Source organism: Mycobacterium sp. NGS16, from assembly GCF_059813225.1.
Map to the genome: position 1 here is coordinate 326,211 of NZ_JCALEE010000004.1, position 21,351 is coordinate 347,561.

20 protein-coding genes are annotated in these 21,351 nt (G+C 68.6%); 13 read left to right on the forward strand and 7 right to left on the reverse strand.

Translation table 11 applies throughout. The features are described from left to right. Positions 1-33: 33 nt before the first annotated feature. The 5 genes from AC5Y4Q_RS13285 (at position 34) to pth (ending at position 3,113) form a co-directional block, all read left to right on the forward strand. Positions 34-402, forward strand: a complete 369-nt coding sequence (locus AC5Y4Q_RS13285; protein ID WP_064920095.1) for a heme-binding protein — start codon at positions 34-36, stop codon at positions 400-402. Further along, complete coding sequence (locus AC5Y4Q_RS13290) at positions 402-668, forward strand: hypothetical protein (protein WP_064920096.1); 267 nt, start codon at positions 402-404, stop codon at positions 666-668. The genes AC5Y4Q_RS13285 and AC5Y4Q_RS13290 overlap by 1 nt, the downstream gene beginning before the upstream one ends. Positions 669-873: 205 nt before the next feature. Beyond that, positions 874-1,746: an oxidoreductase gene (locus AC5Y4Q_RS13295; RefSeq protein WP_064920097.1), complete on the forward strand. Its 873-nt coding sequence runs from the start codon at positions 874-876 to the stop codon at positions 1,744-1,746. Positions 1,747-1,883: 137 nt separating this feature from the next. Then, positions 1,884-2,516, forward strand: a complete 633-nt coding sequence (locus AC5Y4Q_RS13300) for a 50S ribosomal protein L25/general stress protein Ctc (RefSeq protein WP_064920098.1) — start codon at positions 1,884-1,886, stop codon at positions 2,514-2,516. A gap of 12 nt (positions 2,517-2,528) precedes the next feature. Further along, positions 2,529-3,113 carry an aminoacyl-tRNA hydrolase gene (gene pth / locus AC5Y4Q_RS13305; RefSeq protein ID WP_125225111.1) on the forward strand — a complete coding sequence of 195 codons (585 nt, stop codon included), beginning with the start codon at positions 2,529-2,531 and terminating at the stop codon, positions 3,111-3,113. An 87-nt stretch (positions 3,114-3,200) separates the two neighbouring features. On the opposite strand, the gene AC5Y4Q_RS13310 is transcribed toward pth, so the two are convergent. From AC5Y4Q_RS13310 to AC5Y4Q_RS13320, 3 genes are all read right to left on the reverse strand, one after another. Further along, positions 3,201-4,835: a fatty acyl-AMP ligase gene (locus tag AC5Y4Q_RS13310; RefSeq protein WP_125225112.1), complete on the reverse strand. Its 1,635-nt coding sequence runs from the start codon at positions 4,833-4,835 to the stop codon at positions 3,201-3,203. Positions 4,836-5,085: 250 nt separating this feature from the next. Continuing rightward, positions 5,086-6,048, reverse strand: coding sequence for a 4-(cytidine 5'-diphospho)-2-C-methyl-D-erythritol kinase (locus AC5Y4Q_RS13315; RefSeq protein WP_064920101.1), 963 nt, complete (start codon positions 6,046-6,048; stop codon positions 5,086-5,088). A gap of 35 nt (positions 6,049-6,083) precedes the next feature. Then, positions 6,084-7,562, reverse strand: a complete 1,479-nt coding sequence (locus AC5Y4Q_RS13320) for a PE-PPE domain-containing protein (RefSeq protein WP_064920102.1) — start codon at positions 7,560-7,562, stop codon at positions 6,084-6,086. A gap of 162 nt (positions 7,563-7,724) precedes the next feature. Here AC5Y4Q_RS13320 and AC5Y4Q_RS13325 point away from each other — a divergent pair, with 162 nt between their 5' ends. Further along, positions 7,725-8,543: a serine/threonine-protein kinase gene (locus tag AC5Y4Q_RS13325; protein ID WP_109535562.1), complete on the forward strand. Its 819-nt coding sequence runs from the start codon at positions 7,725-7,727 to the stop codon at positions 8,541-8,543. Here AC5Y4Q_RS13325 and rsmA read toward each other — a convergent pair. The 3 genes from rsmA to AC5Y4Q_RS13340 all read right to left on the reverse strand — a co-directional run bounded on the left by rsmA (position 8,489) and on the right by AC5Y4Q_RS13340 (position 11,525). Further along, the gene (gene rsmA / locus AC5Y4Q_RS13330; RefSeq protein WP_125225141.1) at positions 8,489-9,469 is read right to left on the reverse strand and encodes a 16S rRNA (adenine(1518)-N(6)/adenine(1519)-N(6))-dimethyltransferase RsmA; all 981 of its coding nucleotides are present in this window, start codon (positions 9,467-9,469) and stop codon (positions 8,489-8,491) included. The genes AC5Y4Q_RS13325 and rsmA overlap by 55 nt on opposite strands. Beyond that, positions 9,442-10,560: a resuscitation-promoting factor gene (locus tag AC5Y4Q_RS13335; RefSeq protein WP_125225113.1), complete on the reverse strand. Its 1,119-nt coding sequence runs from the start codon at positions 10,558-10,560 to the stop codon at positions 9,442-9,444. The genes rsmA and AC5Y4Q_RS13335 overlap by 28 nt, the downstream gene beginning before the upstream one ends. A gap of 119 nt (positions 10,561-10,679) precedes the next feature. Continuing rightward, positions 10,680-11,525 carry a TatD family hydrolase gene (locus tag AC5Y4Q_RS13340; RefSeq protein WP_185746632.1) on the reverse strand — a complete coding sequence of 282 codons (846 nt, stop codon included), beginning with the start codon at positions 11,523-11,525 and terminating at the stop codon, positions 10,680-10,682. Between the two features lie 18 nt (positions 11,526-11,543). Between AC5Y4Q_RS13340 and metG the strand changes: the two genes are divergently transcribed. From metG to AC5Y4Q_RS13370, 6 genes are all read left to right on the forward strand, one after another. Further along, the gene (metG, locus tag AC5Y4Q_RS13345) at positions 11,544-13,082 is read left to right on the forward strand and encodes a methionine--tRNA ligase (protein WP_064920177.1); all 1,539 of its coding nucleotides are present in this window, start codon (positions 11,544-11,546) and stop codon (positions 13,080-13,082) included. Positions 13,083-13,301: 219 nt separating this feature from the next. Next, positions 13,302-14,480, forward strand: coding sequence for an NAD(P)/FAD-dependent oxidoreductase (locus AC5Y4Q_RS13350; protein WP_499959246.1), 1,179 nt, complete (start codon positions 13,302-13,304; stop codon positions 14,478-14,480). Between the two features lie 152 nt (positions 14,481-14,632). Further along, the gene (gene sigJ / locus AC5Y4Q_RS13355; protein WP_234787893.1) at positions 14,633-15,496 is read left to right on the forward strand and encodes an RNA polymerase sigma factor SigJ; all 864 of its coding nucleotides are present in this window, start codon (positions 14,633-14,635) and stop codon (positions 15,494-15,496) included. A gap of 12 nt (positions 15,497-15,508) precedes the next feature. Then, a complete protein-coding gene (locus AC5Y4Q_RS13360; protein ID WP_064920106.1) occupies positions 15,509-16,750 on the forward strand; it encodes an aminodeoxychorismate synthase component I in 1,242 nt (413 codons plus the stop codon). A gap of 90 nt (positions 16,751-16,840) precedes the next feature. After that, the gene (locus AC5Y4Q_RS13365) at positions 16,841-17,140 is read left to right on the forward strand and encodes a PE domain-containing protein (RefSeq protein WP_064920107.1); all 300 of its coding nucleotides are present in this window, start codon (positions 16,841-16,843) and stop codon (positions 17,138-17,140) included. Between the two features lie 10 nt (positions 17,141-17,150). Continuing rightward, positions 17,151-18,041: a PPE domain-containing protein gene (locus tag AC5Y4Q_RS13370; RefSeq protein WP_499959248.1), complete on the forward strand. Its 891-nt coding sequence runs from the start codon at positions 17,151-17,153 to the stop codon at positions 18,039-18,041. Between the two features lie 992 nt (positions 18,042-19,033). Here the strand turns inward: AC5Y4Q_RS13370 and AC5Y4Q_RS13375 are convergent. Further along, on the reverse strand, positions 19,034-20,044 hold the full coding sequence (locus tag AC5Y4Q_RS13375; RefSeq protein ID WP_131809476.1) for a hypothetical protein: 1,011 nt from the start codon (positions 20,042-20,044) through the stop codon (positions 19,034-19,036). 426 nt (positions 20,045-20,470) lie between these two features. Between AC5Y4Q_RS13375 and AC5Y4Q_RS13380 the strand changes: the two genes are divergently transcribed. Next, positions 20,471-21,349: an ESX secretion-associated protein EspG gene (locus tag AC5Y4Q_RS13380; RefSeq protein ID WP_499959250.1), complete on the forward strand. Its 879-nt coding sequence runs from the start codon at positions 20,471-20,473 to the stop codon at positions 21,347-21,349. Positions 21,350-21,351: the final 2 nt, after the last annotated feature.

Consider the following 21,351-nt stretch of genomic DNA (forward strand, 5'->3'; position numbering starts at 1 on the left):
GAGTGCGACGCACCCGCTGAAGGGAGTTCGGCCATGTCCCTTGTCCCCCTGTCATCGCTGGGCCTTACGGGCGTCGGCGTCGCTGCCGTCGCTACCAGCCTGCTGGCGCCGGCCACGGCGCTGGCAGACCCGCAGCCGGGCTGCACGGCCGCCGATATGGCCAACGTGGCCACCGGCGTCGCCGCCTCGACGTCGGGTTACCTCTACGCCCATCCGGACGTCAACGAGTTCTACACCGGCCTGCACAACCGGCCCGACGACGAGGTGCCCGAAGCGGTCCGCAGCTTCTTCGCCGACAACCCGCAGGCCCACTCCGACCTGCTGGGGCTGCGCCAGCCGCTGACCGACTTCCGCGCCCGCTGCGGATTGCCCCAGCCCGAGCGCCCGCTGCTGGACCAGTGATGGCTCGCCGGATCTGGGCCGTCGCGGCGCTGGCCCTGACCAGCCTGCCCGGCACCGTGGTCGTGTTCACACCGGCCGGAACCGCCGGCGCCCAGGGTTGCATCGGCGTGGGCCGCCGCGTGTATGTCAGCGGATGCGCCGACCCGGCTCCCCCGCCGGCCTACTACGCGCCGCTGCCCGAGGACGTGCCACCACCCCCACCGCCGCCGATCAATACCTGCGTGGGCTACAACGGCCGTTGGGTGCACGCCAACAACTGCAACTAAGCCTGCGCGGCTAGCTCCTCACCGCCTTCGGCGGTGTCCCTCGGGGCGGGCTGCCCGTTGGATTTCTGGCCCGCGCGGGGGGCTGGTTCTGCACCGAGACGGTGATTCCGCCGTCGAGGTCGCGGGTCAGCTCCGGCGAGTTGACCGGCGGCGAGTCCAGCATGGGCAAGCTGGCGGGGTCGGGCGCCTCGTTAGAGTGTCAGCCATGCCCTCCTGGTCCGCCACCGATCTGCCGTCGTTCGCCGGCCGGTCCGTCATCGTCACCGGCGCCAACAGCGGCTTGGGTGCGGTGACCGCACGCGAATTGGCCCGAGCCGGCGCCAGCGTCACCTTGGCGGTGCGCGACACCGCCAAGGGCCGGGCCGCGGCGGCGGGCATGCCCGGCGACGTGACTGTTCGTGCCCTGGATTTGGCGGACCTGTCCTCGGTGCGGCGGTTCGCCGAGGACACCGCGCGAGTTGATGTGCTGATCAACAACGCAGGCATCATGGCGGTGCCCTACACCAAGACCGTCGACGGTTTCGAGAGTCAGATCGGCACCAATCACCTGGGTCATTTCGCGCTGACCAACCTGCTGTTGCCCAAAATCACCGACCGGGTGGTGACGGTGTCGTCGGCCATGCACCGGATGGGCTACCTCAGCCTCGAGGACCTGAACTGGGAGTCCCGGCGGTATTCGGCGTGGTCGGCCTACGGCCAGTCCAAGCTGGCCAATCTGCTGTTCACCAGCGAACTGCAACGCCGGCTCGTGGCGGCGGGTTCACCCCTGCGCGCGCTGGCCGCCCATCCGGGGTATTCGAGCACCAACCTGCAGGGCCAGACCGGCAAGCGGATCGGCGACCTGGTGATGCGCACCTTCGGCAACGGCCTGTTGGCCACCAGCCCCGATTTCGGGGCGCGCCAGACCCTGTACGCGGCGTCGCAGGACCTGTCCGGCAACACCTTCATCGGTCCGCGCTTCGGCATCGTCGGCCGCAGCGGGCCGGTGGGTCGCAGTCGGCCGGCCAAGCGCGGCTCCACCGCTGCCGGGCTGTGGGAGCGCTCCGAGCAGCTCACCGGGGTGCAATTTCCGCTCTGAGGTGCTGATGCGCTAGCCTGACCAGGCGTCACGGCGAGGGTGGCCCGTTCCGGCCGCCGTTATCGGCGAGGACCTCCTAGATGGTTGTCGCGATCTGGCCGTGCCTCATGCATGCCGTAGCAACCGTAGGAGTAACAATGGCCAAGGCCCCGACCAGCAACCAGCTCACCGTCTCGGTGCGGACCGAGACCGGCAAGGGCGCCTCCCGGCGGGCCCGTCGTCAGGGCAAGGTCCCCGCGGTCCTCTACGGTCACGGCACCGAGCCGCAGCACCTGGAGCTGCCGGCCCACGACTACGCGGCCGTGTTGCGGCACTCCGGCACCAACGCGGTGCTCGCCCTCGACATCGACGGCAAGGAGCAGCTGGCGCTGACCAAGGCGCTGGACATCCACCCGATCCGTCGCACCATCCAGCACGCCGACCTGCTGGTCGTCAAGCGCGGTGAGAAGGTCGTCGTCGAGGTCAACGTCGTCGTCGAGGGCGAACCGTTCCCCGGGACCCTCGTCACCCAGGATGCCACCGCGGTGGAGATCGAGGCCGAGGCGCTGTCGATTCCCGAACAGCTGACGCTGTCGATCGAGGGCGCCGAAGCCGGCACCCAGTTCACCGCCGGCGGCCTCGAGCTGCCCAAGGGCGTGAGCCTGATCTCGGACCCGGAGCTGCTGCTGGTCAACGTGATCGAGGCGCCGGCCGCCGAGGAGCCGGCCGAGGCGGCGGGTGAGGAAGCCGGCGCGGAGGCCGGCGAGGGCGCGGCCGCCGAGGCCGAGTAGACCGAGCGCGGCGTGGCCGAGTCACCGCCGATACTGGTGGTCGGCCTGGGCAACCCGGGCCCCAACTATGCCCGCACCCGACACAACGTGGGCTTCATGGTCGTCGACCTGCTCGCCGAGCGGATCGGGTCCGCGTTCAAGCTGCACAAGAAGTCGGGTGCCGACATCGCCACCGGGCGGCTCAGCGGGCAGCCGGTGGTGCTGGCCCGCCCGCGCTGCTACATGAACGAATCCGGGCGCCAGGTGGGGCCGTTGGCCAAGTTCTATTCGGTGCCGCCGGGCGGCCTGGTGGTGATCCACGACGATCTCGACTTGGATTTCGGCCGGATCCGGCTCAAGCAGGGCGGCGGCGAAGGCGGCCACAACGGGCTGCGTTCGATCGCAACGGTGTTGGGCAGCAAGGATTTTCAGCGGGTTCGCCTGGGCATCGGCCGGCCGCCCGGACGTCAGGATCCAGCAGCGTTCGTGCTGCAGGCGTTCGGTGCGCGAGAGCGCGAGCAGGTGCCGACGATCTGTGAGCAGGCGGCCGACGCCACCGAGTTGCTGATCGAGTTGGGATTGGAGCCGGCGCAGAACCTCGTGCACGCTTGGGGCTAACCCTTTTCCGCCGAGCGTGAAGTTGCGTTCACGTTCGGGCGCGAGCGTGAACCCAACTTCACGCTCGCGGGGCGGGGGAAGCCGGGGCTAGGTGACCAGGGCCACCGAGTTGGCCCGGCGCAGCTTGCCCGACGGGGTCTTGGGGATGCTGCCCGGCCCGAGCACCACCACATTGCGGGGCCGCATGTCAACTTCGGTGACCACCTCGTGGGCCACCTGATGCTCGATCCGGCGTACCTCGGCCGGATCCTGCCAGGCATTGGACTCCACCGCGACCGCGAACGTCTCTCGCGAGTGCCCGGCGTCCAGGCGCACCGCCACCGCACAGCCCGGCCGCACGCCTTCCACGCGGCCCGCGGCCCGTTCGATGTCGGTCGGGTAGATGTTGCGGCCGGCCATGATGATGACGTCCTTGACCCGGCCGCACACCACGACGTGACCGTTCTCCATCTGGTAGCCCAGGTCGCCCGTGTCGTACCAGCCGTGCTCGTCCTGCGCCGGCAGGAAGCCGGCCATGGTCAGATAACCCGGGGTCACCGGCTCGCCGCGCAGTTGGATCACGCCGACGCCGCGCGGCGGCAGCGAATTGCCGTGCTCGTCGACGATCCGGATCTCGATGCCCTCCAGCAGCGGCCCCAGGGAGGCCAGCCGCCGGGTGTTGCCCTTGGTGGCCGGCACCGCGCGGCGCAGGGCGGCCAGCAGGTCGGCATCGACCTCGTCGACCACCAGTCCCGCGCCGCATTTGGAGAACGACACCGCCAGCACCGTCTCGGCCATACCGTAGGCCGGCAGGATCGCCGACGGCTTGAGGCCGAACGGCCTACCCGCGTCGATGAGGTCCTCGACGTCGGCCGGCTCGACCGGTTCCGCGCCCGACAGCGCGAACCGCAGCGTGGACAGGTCGAACTGCCCCGGTGTGGCCTGCTTGCGCAGCCGCTTGGCGAACAGCGCGTAGGCGAAGTTCGGGGCCGCGGTCATGGTGCCCTTGTACTTGTCGATCAGCTTGGCCCACAGCAGCGTGTCGCGCAGGAAGTCCATCGGGGTGATCTTGACCAGCTCGGCGCCGAAGTACATCGGCACCGTCAAAAAGCCGATCATGCCCATGTCGTGGAAGCACGGCAGCCAGCTCACCATGACGTCCTTCTCGACGTCGTACTCGGCGCTGACGAACATCGCCTCGGCGTTGGAGTAGATGTTGCGGTGGGTGATCTGCACGGCCTTCGGAGACCCGGTGGAACCGGACGTCAGCTGCATCAGCGCCAGATCGTCCTCACCGGCCTCCACGGGGTCGATCGGGTCGGCGGCCAGCAGCTCGGCGACGGTCAGGACCTTGAGCCCCTTCTCCTGCAGCACCGGCATCGCGGCCAGGAACGGATCGGAGATGATCACCGCCTCGGCGTCGATCATGTCGACGACGGTCATGGTGTCTTCGGCCCAGACCGCCAAGTCGGTGCGCGGGGTGGGCTGGTGCAGCATGGTCAGGCTAGCGGCGCGGATCCACACGCCCTGCGCGGTGGGGGCGATTTCGACCGGGGCGCCGGCCAGCACACCGACCGCGTCGCCCGGCCCGACGCCGGCCGCGGCCAAACCGCCGGCGATGCGGCGCGCGCGCTCGTGGACCTCGCCCCAGGTGTGCCGGACCGGGTGGTGCGGCTCACCGGTGACCATGCCCTTGGTGGATTCGCGGGCGCTGCGGAACATGTTGTCGGTAAACCTGCTCACGACGGCCTCCTAGCCGGCACCGGTACTTTGCCAACGGGCTGAAATTTCATGTTCCACCTGCTGGAGACCACTTGGCGAGAGGCGCGCGACACAAATAGGTGGCGGTTGCATCTCGATACCGTAATGTGCGGCCCACCAGCTCGGCGTTGCGTCTGGTTGGCGGGAACGTCCTGGCCGCGATTAGTCACCGCGCTGTATCTTAAACTCCTCTTAATCGAGGGGCAAATCCGGCGCCCGATTGGGGTCGCCGTCACACTCCGGTCACCGATGACGGCACCACCCGGGCGCCGTAGACCGGGCCGCTGGCCACCCGCACCGCGCGCCCGGCCCCCACCGCAGCCAGCTCGACGGCCACGTCAGCCGCCGAGGCCGCCGAGGCGCACAGAAACGCACACGTGGGCCCGGAACCGGTCACGATGCCCGACAGTGCACCGGCCTCCACACCGGCACGCAGCGTGCGCCGCAACGCGGGGTTGAGGCTGACCGCGGCCGCCTGCAGGTCATTGCCGAGCAGGCCGGCCAACCGCTGGGGATCACCGGCGGCCAACGCCGCCAGCACCGGCTCGGACTCACCCAGCTCCGGCAGGGCGCGCCCGGTGTCGCGCAGCCGGTCCAGCTCGGCGAAGACCGCGGGCGTGGATAAGCCGCCCTCGGCGAAGACCAGCACCCAGTGGAACGTCTCGCGGGTGAGCACCGTCGCCAGTTCTTCGCCGCGGCCGGTGCCCAATGCGGTACCGCCGTGCAGCGCGAACGGCACGTCGCTGCCCAGCCGGGCGGCCAGGGCGTGCAGGTCGCGGCGCGGCACGCCCAGTTCCCAGAGCACGTTCATCCCGACCAGGACCGCCGCCGCGTCGGCGCTCCCGCCGGCCATACCGCCGGCCACCGGGATGGACTTGTCGACCGTGATCGCCACGTCGGGGGCCCGCCCGACGTGCTCGGCCATCAGCTCGGCGGCGCGCCAGGCCAAGTTGCGGTCATCGGTGGGCAGCACGTCGGCGCCTTCACCGGCGATCCGCAACGACAGCACGTCGGCGTCGCGGACCGTCACCTCATCGACCAGGGAAACCGCGTGAAAGACGGTGGTCAGCTCGTGGTAACCGTCGTCGCGGCGGTCGCCGACCGCCAGGTAGAGGTTGAGCTTGCCCGGCACCCGCACGGTGACCGACCCGGTCGGGGACCACTCGGCGGCGGCATTTCCGTCGGATGCGGTCACGCCGATGAGACTAACGGGTACATCCGTGCGGGTGGCTACCCGAACAGGTCGGCGAAGTCCGCTTGGATCGAGCTCAGCGCGCTGCTCATCACCATGAACTCGAAGCCGGCCGCCATGGTGACCAGCCCGGTGCTGGCCGCCAGCGGCAGACCGATCGCGTTGAGCAGGTCACCAGAGGCCAGCTCCTGGGCGAACAACGTCGCGCTGTAGGCCGGCAGAGTGGTGACCAAGGCGTTGAGGATGTCGGCGGTCGGCAGCAGCGTGCTGTACAGGGTCGCGCCGGCACTGGTGAACGTGTTGACGATGTCGGTCAGGCTGGGCATGACGAACTCGGAGCTGCCGGTGCCGAAATCCCAGAGGTCCGCCGCGCTGCCCGACGACAGGTGCTGCAGGTCCTCGGTGAAGTCGGTCCAGCCCTGCTGCGCACCGTTGACCAGGGCGGTGAATACGTCGGTGAGACTGACATCCGGGAACACCCCGAACGGGGTGGACACATCGGCGGGCCCCTGCGACCAGCCGTGCTCGATGTCCCCGTAGCCGAGGTTGACCAGCACCCGCAGGCTCGGCTGCAGCAGGTCGGCGATCGCATTGCCGAATCCACTGCCCCGCAACGGCTGCAGCAGCGGCAGGTCCTCGGTGGGAATCATGAAGTAGTGGGTGTTGCCGGTGTAGCCCTCGCTGACCGGCAGCTCGATGGCCGTCGCCAGCTGGGCGTCGGTCAGCGTCGGGTAAGTGCCATGCACGTACATGATGCCCATGAAGGCGTTGAGGTCCGACAAGAAGTTCAGCGGGTACTTGGGGAAGTCGGCGAAGCCGTCATACTCCTGCGTGTAAAACGCGGTCTCCCAAGGGGTGTCGGCCGGGGTTCCGCCGCTGAACGTGACGCCCAGGCTGGGCAGTGTCAGCTCCGGCAGGTTCGGGTTGATGCTGGTCAGGTCGAAGCGGGACAGCAGGCCGCCGTCGGGGGTGCTGGGGCTGCCCAGCATCACGAAGGACAGTTGGTCGGCGTCCGGCCGCTGGTCCTCGGGCAGGCTCAGCAGCTGCTTGATCTCCAGCGCGTTGATGACACCGCTCTGCGAATAGCCCAGCACGACAAGGTTATTGCCGGCGGCGGTCTCTTCCATGATCTTCTGGTGCAGGATCTCCACGCCCTGGTCCAGCGAGGTGTCCAGTGGCAGCGACTTCACGCCGGTGAGCGGGTACAGCCCCTCCGGGGTGAACAGCGGGTTGGTGACGTCCACCGGGAAGAGCGGCTGGCCGGCGAACTTGGGCGTCGCGGGGTCCAGGAACCGGTCGGTGAGGGCGGTCAGGTACTGCGGGGGCGGGATGGGCAGCCCGCTGCCGCCCATGATCCACGACTCGGTGTCCAGCAAGCTCGCCTGGGCCACCACGGTTTTCGCGCTCCCGGCCACCCCGGGTGCTACCGCAGGCACCACCCCGAGCGCCAGGGCGCCGGCTACAGCCAGGGGCACGGCGCCCAACGTTCGCAGGTTAGGACCGGACAGCGTGGTCATGGCGAACCTCCCAGGATGACGACCGGATGATTATCACTCTGTGCCAGCGAAATGTCATTCGATTTTTGCTATTCAATCATCTGATTCTTAGTTTTGCGGCATCGGCGCGCCACCGGCGTGCTTCGCGGCCGAGAACGGTGCCGTCGCCATAACCTGGTGAGCATGGGTGAGGCCGGCGGGGACTTCGGCGGCTACCTGATCGATCGAGAGGTCGGGCGCGGGGGGCACGCCACGGTGTATCAGGCTCATCCTGCGAACTCCGGGGCCGGCCCGGCTCCGCTGGTGGCACTGAAGGTCCTCGACGAATCGCACCGCACCCCCGCTCAGCAGGCCCGGCTGGACCGCGAGTTCGAGTTCGCCCGCGCGCTCGACCACCCCAACATCGTGACGGTCTACCGCCACGGGCCCTTCTGGCTGGCGATGCAGTTCGTCGACGGCGGCAAGTCGACCGGCCTGCAGACGGTGCCGGATCGCCTGGCTGCCCTGGCCCAGATCGCCTCAGCCCTGGACTATGCCCACCACAGCGGCATCGTGCACTGCGACGTCAAACCGGCCAACATCCTGATCCCCGCGGACTTCCCCCGCGCCGGGGCGGTGCTGACCGACTTCGGCTCGGCCCACGCCGTCGTCGAGGACGTCTGGTCACGGCCCCGGAGACCGGGCAGTCCCGAGGTCTCACTGCCCTACACCGCTCCGGAGATCCTGTGCGGCAAGGCCCCGTCGGCCGCCACCGACGAATACGCACTGGCCTGTACCGCGGTCGAATTGCTCACCGGGGCGCCACCCTTCCCCGCCGCGAGCGCAGCCGAACTCGTGGATGCGCACCTGCGGCGACTGCCGCCGCCGGTCTCGGGGGCGTTCGGTCCGGCTGCCCGGGCGCTCGACGTGGTGGTGGAACGGGCCCTGGCGAAGTTCCCGGCGCGGCGCTACGGCTCCTGCACCGAGTTCGTCGAACGGCTGTCCCGGGCGCTGTCGGGTTGATGCGGCGGTACCAGCTTCGCCTCTCCTCCGTCGAGCCTCGCTGAACCGCCGGAAACCTGAAGCAGCCGCACGAAATCGTCGATCGACAGGGTCTCACCGCGTCGGGCCGGGTCGATACCGGCCGCCTCCAGCAACGCGGCGGCCTGCGCGCCCGATCCCGCCCAGTCGGCGAAGGCGTTGCGGGAGGTCTTACGCCGCTGGGCGAACGCGATGTCGATCAGCGCGAAGACCTCCCGGCGAAACGCCTCGTCGACCGGCCACGGCGCGGGGTCGTAGCGGTCGATGCGGACCAGACCGGAGTTCACCCGCGGCACCGGCCAGAACACGCTCGGCGGCACCGTGCCGCAGCGCCGTACCCCTCCGAAGAACCGCGCCTTGGCGCTGGGCACCCCGTACTCCTTGCCGCCCGGCTCGGCGGCCAGCCGCTCGGCGACCTCCAACTGCACCATGACCGTCACGGTGCGGATGGAGGCGAACTCGGCCAGCAGGTGCAGCAGGGCCGGGACGGCCACGTTGTAGGGCAGGTTTGCGACCACCGCCGTCGGCTCGGTGGCCACCTCGCCGTGGCGCAAGGTCAGTACATCGCGGCCCAGCACCACCAAGCGGTCGGCGTAGGTGGGAGCGTGCTCGGCGACGGTTGTCGGCAGGCGCTGGGCCAACACCGGATCCTTCTCGACCGCGACAACGCCGACGCCGTGCTCCAGCAAGGCCAGCGTCAGCGAGCCCAGTCCGGGCCCGACTTCCAGCACGTAATCGGCGGGGGTGATACCGGCGCCAGCGACGATCCGGCGCACCGTGTTGGCGTCGTGAACGAAGTTCTGCCCCAGCGCTTTACGGGGCCGCAGGTCGAGTTCTTTCGCCAGGGCTCTGATGTCACCGGCCCCGAGCAGCCCGATGGTCAGCGTCTCCCGCTGCACACCGGCCAGGCGCCCCAACCCTGCCGCGCCTGGGTGACCTCGGCGATCGCGATCTGCTCTTCGCGGGTGGCCAGGTCCGCACGCGGGGCATACTTCAGCCCGCCGTTGGCGATCCAGGTGCCGTAGTCGAACTGCACGCCGCCGTAGAAGCCGTTGCCGGTGTTGATCGCCCAGTTTCCGTGGGATTCACAGTTGGCGATGCGGTCCCACGCCGCGCCGTAAACCGACGGCGGCACCTCGGTGCCCGGCTTGGCGCCGACTCGCAGCACCGAGTCGCGGGCCGGGGCCACCACGGCGTTGGACACCGGAAGCCGGCCGGTCTCGGCGCCGTTGACCGTGGCCACCGAGTAGGTCACGTCCTGGGTGCCCGGGGTGCCGGGGTCCTCGACGACCTGCCGACTCATATTCATCGTGGGGTCCTCGACGCGCCGGGCAGCCGGGGGAAGCGGCACCCGCTCGGTGACCTGCTTGACCCGGATGCGGGTCACCTGGATCTCCATGCCCTCGGTGATCGGGGTCGACGCCGGGGGGCTGACCTTGTCGGCCTGTTCCAGCGGTGCGCCGTCGGCGGCCAGCAGTTCGGCAACGTTCCGCGCGGCCAGCCGCACCGTGCGCACCACGCCGCCATCGTCGATCCGGACGTTCTTGGCGCTTAGGACCGGCAGCGCCATGCCGGCCAGCGGCACCCGGCTGCCGCGGGACGCCGCGGCCGGGGCGGTGTCGGTCATCGACAGCTGCGCCAGGGCCTCGTCGACCGAGAGGGCCGTCGTCCACACCTGCTTGGGCTCGCGGCCGTCCAGGGACAGCTGCAGCGGCCGGCTGCGGCGCACCACGATCGTGTCGGCGTCGTGCACCCGGGCGTCGCGGGCGGGGGTCACGTCGTCGCGCTCGCCGATGTCGAACCCGTTCTCGGCGACGACGTCGATCACCCGCGACCGCATCGTGGTCACCGTTACCGGGGTGCCGTCGACATCCAGCGTCAGCGTCTTCGCGCTGGCGACTGCGAAGCCGCCGGCGAAGGTCAGCACCAGCAAGAGCGCGCCGACCAGCATCCGCAGCATCGGCGAGGGGGCCTGATGCAGCCTGGTCAAAGTGTTCAAGCCAAAAACCTAACGACGTTGAAGGCACGGCAAAGGGGCCCTTGCGGTGCCCCTGTTTGATAACGAGACGGTAACGAACCGATCAGCGTTCGGGCAACCGAATGTGACCTGCTCGACTTTCACGGCAAGTCGTAGACCCGACGGGCGTTGCGGCTCGTGACCCGCGCCAGCTCGGCCGCCGACCCCCCCAGCAGCTCAGCTAGCGCGTGGACAGTGTAGGGCAGGCAGTACGGCTCGTTGGGCGCGCCGCGATAGGGATGCGGGGTCAGAAACGGTGCGTCGGTCTCCACCAGCAGCTGTTCGGCCGGGATCGACGGCACGGCTTCCCGCAGGTCACGAGCATTCTTGAAGCTGACGGTGCCGGACAGGCTCAGCATCCACCCGGCGTCGACGCAGGTGTGAGCCATCTCGGGCGCCGACGAAAAACAGTGGAAGATCACCGTCTCGGGTGCGCCCTCGGCGCGCAAGACGTCGAGGACGGCGTCATCGGCGTCACGGTTGTGGATCATCAGCGGCTTGCGGGTCCGTTTGGCCAAGTCGATGTGCCAGGCGAACGCCTCTTTTTGGGTGGCTGGCTCCGCACAGCCGTCCAGGCGGCCCGGCCAGTACAGATCCAGCCCGGTCTCGCCGATCGCCACCACCCGCGGGTGGGCGGCCAGCGCCTCGATCTCGGTGCGGGCGTCGTCGGTCAGGCTGCCGGCACGGGTGGGGTGCAGCGCCACCGCGGCGAAGACCCGCTCGTCGGCCTCGGCGGCCCGGGTCACCCAGCGCGCCGAGGCCAGGTCGTCGGCGACGGTGACCACGGCCTGCACCCCGACGGCGGCGGCCCGGTCCATGATCGCGTGCAGCATCGTGTCGTCTTCGGCGCCGCAGGCATCCAGGTGGGTGTGCGCGTCGACCAGCGGACTCAGCGGCTCCGGCGCGGGCGGTGGAGTTTTGGCTGACCGTTTCGAACTCACTGGCACACCATAAGGTGAACGATGATGAAGCCCTTCTACGTCACGACCGCGATCACCTACCCCAACGGTGACCCGCACATCGGTCACGCCTACGAGTACATCGCCACCGACGCGATCGCCCGGTTCCACCGGCTCGACGGGTTCGACGTGCGGTATCTGACCGGCACCGACGAGCATGGGCTCAAGATGGCCGAAACCGCGGCTGCCGAAGGGATTCCGACCGCGGAGCTGGCACGGCGCAACTCCGATGTGTTCCAGCGCCTGCAGGAAAAGCTCAACATCTCCTTCGACCGGTTCATCCGCACCACCGACGCCGATCACCTGGAGGCGTCCAAGGCGATCTGGCAGCGCATGGTCGACGCCGGCGACATCTACCTGGACGCCTACAGCGGCTGGTACTCGGTGCGCGACGAGCGGTTCTTCACCGAGGGCGAGACCCGGGTGTCCGAAGACGGCTCACGGGTGGCCGCCGAGACCGGGGCACCGGTGACCTGGACCGAGGAGCAGACCTACTTCTTCCGGCTGTCGGCCTATACCGACAGGCTGCTGGCGCACTACCAGGCCCACCCGGAGTTCATCGCCCCGGAGGTGCGCCGCAACGAGGTGATCAGCTTCGTCTCCGGCGGGCTGCGCGACCTGTCGATCTCCCGCACCTCGTTCGACTGGGGGGTGCCGGTGCCCGGCCACCCCGACCACGTGATGTACGTCTGGGTGGACGCCCTGACCAATTACCTGACCGGCGTCGGCTACCCCGACACCGACTCCGAGCCCTTCCGCCGCTACTGGCCGGCCGATCTGCACATGATCGGCAAGGACATCATCCGGTTCCACACCGTGTACTGGCCGGCGTTTCTGATGTCGGCGGGGATCGAACTGCCGCGCAAGGTTTTCGCGCACGGTTTCCTGCTCAACAGCGGCGAGAAGATGAGCAAGTCGGTCGGCAACGTGATCGACCCGGTCGAGTTCGTGGACCGGTTCGGCGTCGACCAGGTGCGGTACTTCCTGCTGCGCGAGATCCCGTTCGGGCAGGACGGCAGCATCTCCGAGGAGGCGATGATCAGCCGCGTCAACGCCGACTTGGCCAACGAGCTGGGCAACCTGGCGCAGCGGTCGCTGTCGATGGTGGCCAAGAACCTGGGCGGGGTGGTGCCCGAGCCGACCGCACCGACCGGCGACGACGCCGAGCTGCTGGCGACCGCCGACGGGCTGCTGGAGAAGGCACGCGCGGCGTTCGGCGCCCAGGCCATGCACCTGGGCTTGGAGGCGATCTGGCTGATGCTGGGCGCGGCCAACAGGTATTTCTCCGCCCAGGAACCGTGGAAGCTCGCCAAGAGCGAGTCCGCGGCCGATCAGGCCCGCTTCGGCACCGTTTTGTACACCACGCTGGAGTCGGTGCGGATCGCCGCGCTGCTGGTGCAGCCGGTGATGCCCGATTCCGCGGCCAAGCTGCTGGACCTGCTGGGTCAGCCCAGCGACCAGCGGATGTTCACTGCGGTGGCCGAGCGCCTGAGGCCGGGGCTTTCCCTACCGCCGCCGTCCGGGGTGTTTCCGCGCTACCAGTGACGGCTCGGCGTCGCTGACTGCTGGCGCTGGCGCCGGCCCCGGGGCCCCGCTGGCCGCGATTCGGAATTTCACGACGCGACACGCCGGTGTCACGTCGCCGAATTCCGATTGGCGAGCCGCCAACTGCTCACATCGCCGTGACTTAGCTCACGCCGTGTCACATCGGGGCCGTCCGCGGTGTCTTGAGGGCATAACCACCTTCACAGACAGGAGCAACTGATGACTCGCATACAGGTCGTGATTGTCGGCGGCGGCTACGCCGGCACCATGGCAGCCAACCGGCTGCGCCAGCACCCCAGTGTGGACGTCACCCTGGTCAACCCGCGGCCGCAGTTCGTCGAACGGATCCGGCTGCACCAGCACGTGGCCGGAAACTACCGGGCCGACCGGGACTACCGCGACCTGCTCGGCGACGGCGTCCGGCTGCTGGTCGACTCCGCCGAGCGGGTCGACGCCGCCGACCGCCGCATCCAGCTGGCGTCGGGCACCGTGCTGCGCTACGACTACCTCATCTACGCGGTCGGCAGCACCGGCGCCATCACCACCGCCGTGCCCGGAGCCGCCCAATTCGCCCATTCCGTCAGTGAATTCGAGTCCGCCGAACTACTGCTGGCGCAGCTCGACGAACTGGCGCCGGACGCTCCGGTGACCGTGGTCGGCGGAGGACTGACCGGGATCGAGGCGGCCGCCGAACTGGCCGGGCGGGGCCGGACCGTCACGCTGGTCTGCGGTGGAACGCTGGGCCCCTCACTGAACGAATCGGGTCGCCGGTCGGTGGCCAAGGCGATGCGCAAGCTGGGCGTCGAACTGCTGGAGGCCGCCGCGGTCGTCGCCGTGCGCCCCGATGCGGTGGTGCTGCACGACGCGCGCGTACTGCCCAGCGCGCTGACCGTGTGGACGGCGGGCTTCGGTGTCCCGGAGCTGGCTGCGGTCAGTGGGCTGGCCACCGACGCACTGGGCCGGCTGCTCACCGACGAGACCCTGACCAGCGTCGACAACCCGTGGATCGTGGCGGCCGGGGACGCGGCGGCGCCGTCGGGCCGGCCCCTGCGGATGAGCTGCCAGGCGGCCATACCGCTGGGCGCCCAGGCCGCCGACACCGTGCTGGCCCGCATCGCCGGCACCTCGCCGACCGCCCTGGACCAGGCGTTCACCGGCCAGTGCATCAGCGTGGGCCGCAGCTACGCCACGGTCCAGCTGGCCCGCCGCGACGACACCCCGGTCAAGGCGTATCTCGGGGGTCGCCTCGCTGCGGCGGTCAAGGAGGCGATCTGCAAGGCCACCGTTTGGGGGATTCGCCGCGAGGGCGCCAAGCCCGGCTCGTACCGTTGGCTCAAGGGCGGCAACCGGGCGGCCCAGATCGCGCAAGGGCAGGCCGAGCAGGAGGCGGCGGTGTGAGCAACGAACACGCCCAGCGGTTCAGCGAGCCTCGACGAAGGAGAGGCGAAGCTGGGACCGCTGCTAAAGCCGAGCGGTTCAGCGAGCCTCGACGAAGGAGAGGCGAAGCTGGGACCGCTGCTAAAGCCGAGCGGTTCACCGAGCTGCGGCCGCTGTTGTTCACCATCGCCTACGAAATCCTCGGTTCGGCAATCGAATCCGATGATGTCCTGCAGGACAGCTATCTGCGGTGGGCGGAGGTGGAGCTGGCCGAGGTTCGCGACGCCAAGTCCTATCTGGCCCAGCTGGTCACCCGCCAGGCGCTCAACGCGCTGCGGGCGGGTGCCCGCCGCCGCGAGGAGTACATCGGCCCGTGGCTGCCCGAGCCGCTGCTGCTCGACGAGCAGGATCCCTCCGACGACGTCGTGCTCGCCGAATCGGTGTCGATGGCGATGCTGGTGGTGCTGGAGACGCTCAGCCCTGACGAACGCGCGGTGTTCGTGCTGCGCGAGGTGTTCGGGTTCGACTACGACGAGATCGCCGCCGCGGTGGGCAAATCACCCACCGCGGCGCGTCAGGTCGCACATCGGGCCCGCGGCCACGTTCAGGCCCGGCGACCTCGCTTCACCCCGGCGGACCCGGCGGAGAACGCGCGCATCACGCAGCAGTTCATGACGGCGGCGGCGGGCGGAGACATCGCGACCGTCCTGTCGATGCTCTCCCCCGACGTGGTGTGGACCGCCGACAGCGGCGGCAAGGCGAGCGCGGCGCGCCGGCCGATCGTCGGCGCCGACAAGGTCGCCCGGGCCGTCATCGGGCTGTTGCGGCAAGGGGCGCAGTTACCCGACGTCCGGGTGGATCTGGGGGTCTGCAACTCCGCGCCCGCGGTGCTGCTCTACAGCGCCGACCGCCTCGAGGGCGTGTTCACCGTCGAGATCGTCGACGGCCTGATCACCAACTTCTACGCGATGCGCAACCCGGACAAGCTGGTGGCGCTGGCGGCCGCCCGGGAGATCACCCGCAGCGCCAACGTCTGACAAGCTAGTGCGGTGCGAATCGAGCGGCTCGGCGGCCTGGGTACGGCACCGGAGGTGCTGCGCGCGCTCGGCGACGCCGCCGGGCGGTGCGGGCTGCCGCCGCCGGCCGCGCTGACCGGCGAATGGTTCGACGCGCGGGCGGTGATCGCGCCCAGCGTGGCGGTCGAACCGGTGGACGCGGCGGCCGTCTTCGATGTGCCCACCGGTGCGGGGTGCGATGCGGTGGGCGGCGGCTGGATCGGCTACCTGGCCTACCCCGATCCCGGCGCCGACGGCCGGGCTTCCCGGATCCCGGAGGCGGCCGGGGGCTGGACCGACTGTGTGCTGCGTCAGGACGCCGGCGGACAGTGGTGGTTCGAGAGCCTGTCCGGCGCGCCGATGCCGGGTTGGCTGACCGAGGCGCTCACGACGCCCGCGCCGGCCCGCGGCTGTCGCATCTTCTGGGAGACCCCGGATCGACGGGCGCACCGCGCCGGCGTGCTGGCCTGCCTGGAGGCCATCCGGGCCGGTGAGGTCTATCAGGCGTGCGTGTGCACCCGCTTCACCGGAACCGTCACCGGTGCCCCGCTGGACTTCTTCGCCGACGCGGTGGCCCGCACCGGTCCCGCGCGGGCGGCCTATCTGGGCGGTGACTGGGGCGCGGTGGCCTCGTTGTCCCCGGAGCTGTTCTTGCGCCGGCGCGGCGAGGTGGTGGCCTCCAGCCCGATCAAGGGCACGCTGCCGGCCGATGCCCGCCCGTCGGCGCTGCGCGCCTCGACCAAGGACGTCGCGGAGAACATCATGATCGTGGACCTGGTGCGCAACGATCTGGGCCGGGTGGCGATCACCGGCACCGTCACGGTGCCCGAACTGTTGGCGGTGCGGCCCGCGCCAGGGGTGTGGCATCTGGTGTCGACGGTGTCGGCCCGGGTGCCGCCGCAGCTGGGTATGGCGGCCCTGCTGGATGCGGCGTTCCCGCCCGCATCGGTGACAGGGACCCCCAAACTCCGTGCCCGCCAGCTGCTTTCGCAGTGGGAGCCGAGTCGTCGCGGAATCTACTGCGGAACCGTTGGTTTGGCGTCCCCGGTGGCCGGTTGTGAGCTCAACGTGGCGATCCGCACCGTGGAGTTCGACGCCGACGGCGGCGCGGTTCTCGGGGTGGGCGGCGGGATTACCGCGGACTCCGACGTCGACGCCGAATGGCAGGAGTGCCTACACAAGGCCGCGTCGATCGTCGCCGCCGATCAGTCCCGGGAACGCAGCACCGCGTCGTAGAGCTCCCGGCGGGACACCGCACCCGAAGTTTTAACACGGTAAAGTCGAGCACCAAACCACAGGCGCACACCGACACGGGAGGGCCGGGCGATGACGTTTTCGATGCAGCCCGCGGTGGTGGCAGCGTCGGCCAATGCTGAGTCGGGACTGGCCTCGGTCATGGGGGCAGGCACCGCAGCGGGTGCGCCGGGGTTGCTGGGAGCTATCCCGATGGGCGCTGATGCGGATTCTGTGGAATTCGCCGCAGTATTGGACGCACTGGGTGCGGCGTTCCTGGCCGCTGCCGCCGAACATGGCATAAGTCGCGAGATGTTTGCGGCAAGCCAGTCGACCGCAGTGGCGGCGACCGTGGTGAGCGAGGCTGCGAGAGCAGCGGCGGTGGCGCTGTAGCGGATCTCTCGTGTCGCATTTGTGGCCGGCTTTCAGCCCAGAGGAAAACCATGCGGTGTTGACCTCGGGAGCGGGTTCAACACCGACGGTGGCACACGCCGAGCAATTGAGCGCACATGCCGAACGGTTGCAGGCTGTCGTGGCGACATCACGGGCGAACGCGACTGCCACCTTCGGCACGGCCTGGGCGGGATCGGGCGCGACGGCTGCCCAAGGTTCGCATCAGCGGATGAATACGGACCTGGCGGCGCTGGCTGACTGGGCCGCGGAGAAACCGCCGATCATCATGGCGGCGGTGCAGGCCTACCACAGTGCGGTGAGCACGATGGTTCCGGCGAAGGACGCGCTGGCCAACCGTCAGCAGGAGGCCAGCGACGTGGAGGCCAATCCACGATGCTTCGGTGCGCTGACCCCGCGGATCGCGGCGCTCAACGGCGACTACTTCGGGCACATGTGGCCCACCAACGCCGCAGCGGGCGCAAGCTACGGCACCGTGCTGCGGTCAAGCATGGCGGCGCTGGCGACTCCGCCCCCGACGGCCACCACGGCGACCTCGCCGGAGGCAGCGGTTCCCGACGACGACGGAGTCACAGGAGCCGCGATGCGCCTGGCTCACCGATCGGCAACCGACACGATGAGCCAAGCCGCCCACCTGAAACCCACCCCGCCGGTGCAGCCCGCACCACCGAAACAGTTGCAAGAATTGCGACCGCCATCCCCAACATCACCGCATCCGCCGCCGGTGGGGATGTATCAACAGCCGCCACCAACCGCTGTTATCAACGGCCCGGCGAATACGACTGCCCTGGCACCACAGACCGCGTCGGCACCAGCCACAGCGGTTGCGCGGCCCGCGATGGGCATCGGGCCGAGTTCCGGCGGCACCCCGGCGCCGGCTTGACACAATTTGCCCGTCCCGCCCAGCCGTTCTCGATGCCGGCGACCGTGGGCGGATTGCCACAAATGCTCAGTGCCGCTGCCTTGCAGCAACATCCGCTCCCCCAGCCCAGCCCGACCGAACTGCAACCGCTCAACCCGCCACCGCAGCCGTCCCCTCCGCCGACTCCGCAGTCACCAGCTCCGGCCCCCGCACTGGCTACCCCCGCACCGGCATCGCCCGCCACACCCAGTCCACCACCGCGGCCCAGCCCGCCGTTGCCGGAATCGCCTCCTCCTCCGCTCTCCTACACCTACCCGGCTCCTGGCGCGCTGCTGACCCCCGGTGGGTCAGGCAGTAGCCCGATACCCGGCTTCGGCACGCCTGGACCGGTTCCGCAAGCCCTGGTTGTGCCGCCGGCTGAGGCGCCACAGCCACCACCGCCACCGCCACCGCCACCCCCAAGCGAGCCTCCGCACACCATCGACCCCTCGGAAGGCTCTGTGCATGGGCTGTCGGTACATAACGCCGACGACGTACACAGCCGGGTAGATCCGCTCCCGCCCGGCAGAAACCCGAAAATTTCAAAACAACTTAATACGCCCGCAGAAATTTGGGAGCTTTATCGGGAATTAACCGAGAATGCGACACCGCTTCCCCTCAAACCCGGATATAAAGGAGAATGGCAAATCCTTGAAGATGGGACCAGGATCGGCATTCGCACCGAGAGTGGTTCCGGAGGTGTGACGATTGACATCGTTTACCCAGATGGCGAAAAAATGAAGGTCCACCTACCGATGGAGAAGAGGCCTCCACCACCAGCTTCGGCTCCCGCGCCGGCGCCGGCACCCGCACCCATACCGGTGCAGCCAGATCCCGGAGGCCCCGTCGTTCGTCTGCCGACGGTAGAGCCCCCGCCGCCGCAACAAACCCTCACCATCTGGGCGATCCTCGGCCTGCTCGCTGCGGCGGCACTATCACCGGCATAGCTTCACCGAGAATCTTGCCCTGTGACATCAGGGCGCGCTGGCTGCAGCGGTGAATACCTGGCGAACGGTATGGCCGAGGTAGGCGATGTCGGCGGCCAGCGATTTTTGCAGTGTCGAATCAACGTACAGCACCTGCTGAAGCATACGACTCTGGCCAGCTGCGGCCGAGCAAGCGATATAGGTGTTGAATTGCGCCCACATCCAGCGCTGACAGAATACGAAGGATCCGCTCGTGCGCACGGCGATCATGTCCGGTGGGAAACCGTTACTCAGCGGCTCGGTAATTGTGGGCTCAAGAAAGCTCAACGCATCTCCCAGCGGCGCTCTGAGATCTCGCAGCGTGCAGGCAGAATTGTCGTAGACGACTTGTGCCGGTGGGCAACCGGTGAAGCTGAACAGGGCAAGTGTTTCACAAGCACTCCAGCGACCGTCAGCCTGCGGGCCGTAAACCGCAAACCGGGCGGGGCCGACGCCATCGTAGTCAGCTCGGGCAAACTGCCACCTCGCGGGAAGATCCAATTGTGTCAACCACATAGGTACCGCGCCGGCATCGATTACGCTCAAATCGTCAACATAGTCTGCCAAGACGCCGACCAAGGACGCTGCTGAAGCAAGTCGCTGCTGCTCGCTGTGTATTTCTTCGGCTGAGGGTGGCGCGAAATATCCGGCATTTTCTCCAAGCCCCTCAGCGACCTGTTCGCCCTTGACAGTGGGCTTTAGCCTACTGAAGAAATACCATGCATCTTGATCATCAAATTGGCCGACGTAGACGTCGCGGATCCGCCGAATGGCCTCGTCCACCGACAAATCCCAGACGACAAAAAGCCCATTGCCTTCGTCGCCGATTTCAAATAACCCATCGTCGACCAGCGAGCGAATCAATCCCAAGGTCTTCTCCTGGACGACTGACAGGACCTCGTCCGGGTTGGCCTGCGCGACGCATTCATGGACCAGACCGAGCTCAACCGTGTCATCAAGGCTCCGGAGCAGCACCTCCTCACGTGCCGAGAATGCTCGCTCCCCGTCTGTCGCAGTCACACAGCCATCGTAGGCTGCTGGCGGATTCGGGTGAGCAGGCGATGTGGGTGTTACACCAACCACAGCTATAAAGCCGGGTCGGCCTACCATTCATTTGCCGTCGGTAGAGGCACCCAAGCCGGAACAGACCCTCACTGTCTCGACAACCCCTCGGTCTGCTCGCCGGGGTGGCGCTATCAGCCCGCGATGGCCGCGGCAATGAACGACTCGCGCGCCGTATCAGTCAGAGCAGCGAGGTCCGCGGCCAGCGGCTCTTCCAAGGTCGAATCCAAGATCAAGAATCTGGGCCCTCCAGCAGGACCTCCTGCCCTTCCGGCAACGTGAGCTCATCCTGCCAATATGCTGCCATCGTAGAGACCGATGTCGAGCAGAACGAGCGAGTACAAGTCGCGCATTTGTCCGGACTGCTGATTTCCAGCCACTACAGTGGATTTCGGCTGGCAACGCGGTGACGACAACGAGCAAACGATTGTGCTGACAACGACTATTGACGGCCTGTGGGTGCTGCAGGTCCTGGCAGGTGTCGAGTCGCTGCCCCCGGAGTTGGCACTGCGGCCGACACTGCCGGACATCGAGACCGCACGGATGGCTATGGCGCATCCCGTGGCCCACGAGTTGTGTACCCAGGGCGTGATCGACGCTGCAGGCAACGTGGATCCGATTGTGCGGGAATGGCTCACGGTGCTGGCCCGCAGAGACATTGCGGTCCTACTACAGACACTGTCTCCGAACGCCAGCACGACTGCACAATGCATGCTGACCCGATTCGACCAGTGGTGGGTCAGCATCGAACGATTCGGTCCGATGGTGCGACTGGCAGGCGCAGGCACCTCGCATGACGAGGCCGGGGCTCGCGCTCTGCTGCAGGCCCAAATCGAGCGACTATGCGGCACCGCGGCACCGGCGGATTTCCGGCCGATCTCCTTGGACGCGGCCGAGGTGAGAGCCGCAGCGGCCAGTCCGGACAGCCTCCACACGTTTCTCACGAAGCAACCGATGGGCGCTGCGCAGTTGCGGATTCTGCAGAGCGCCGCGGACCCCGAGCAGTCGAACCAGACATCGATCGTCGCGCTGCAAGCGGGCGTTGAAACCGGCCGCCCCACGCGAACCCACGTTGAACCCGGTGCAGTGACCATCATCGACACCCCGGAGGGCCGCGTGGTCGTCGAGCACACCGCTTCAGCGGGCGGGCAATGGATGGTCGTAGCTCCGGGAACCGCAGACAATATCGCAACCGCGGTGAACCGGATGGTCGCGCGCCTCCCGGCAGCGGACGACTGGCACTCCTACCGGCGCAGCTTCTAACC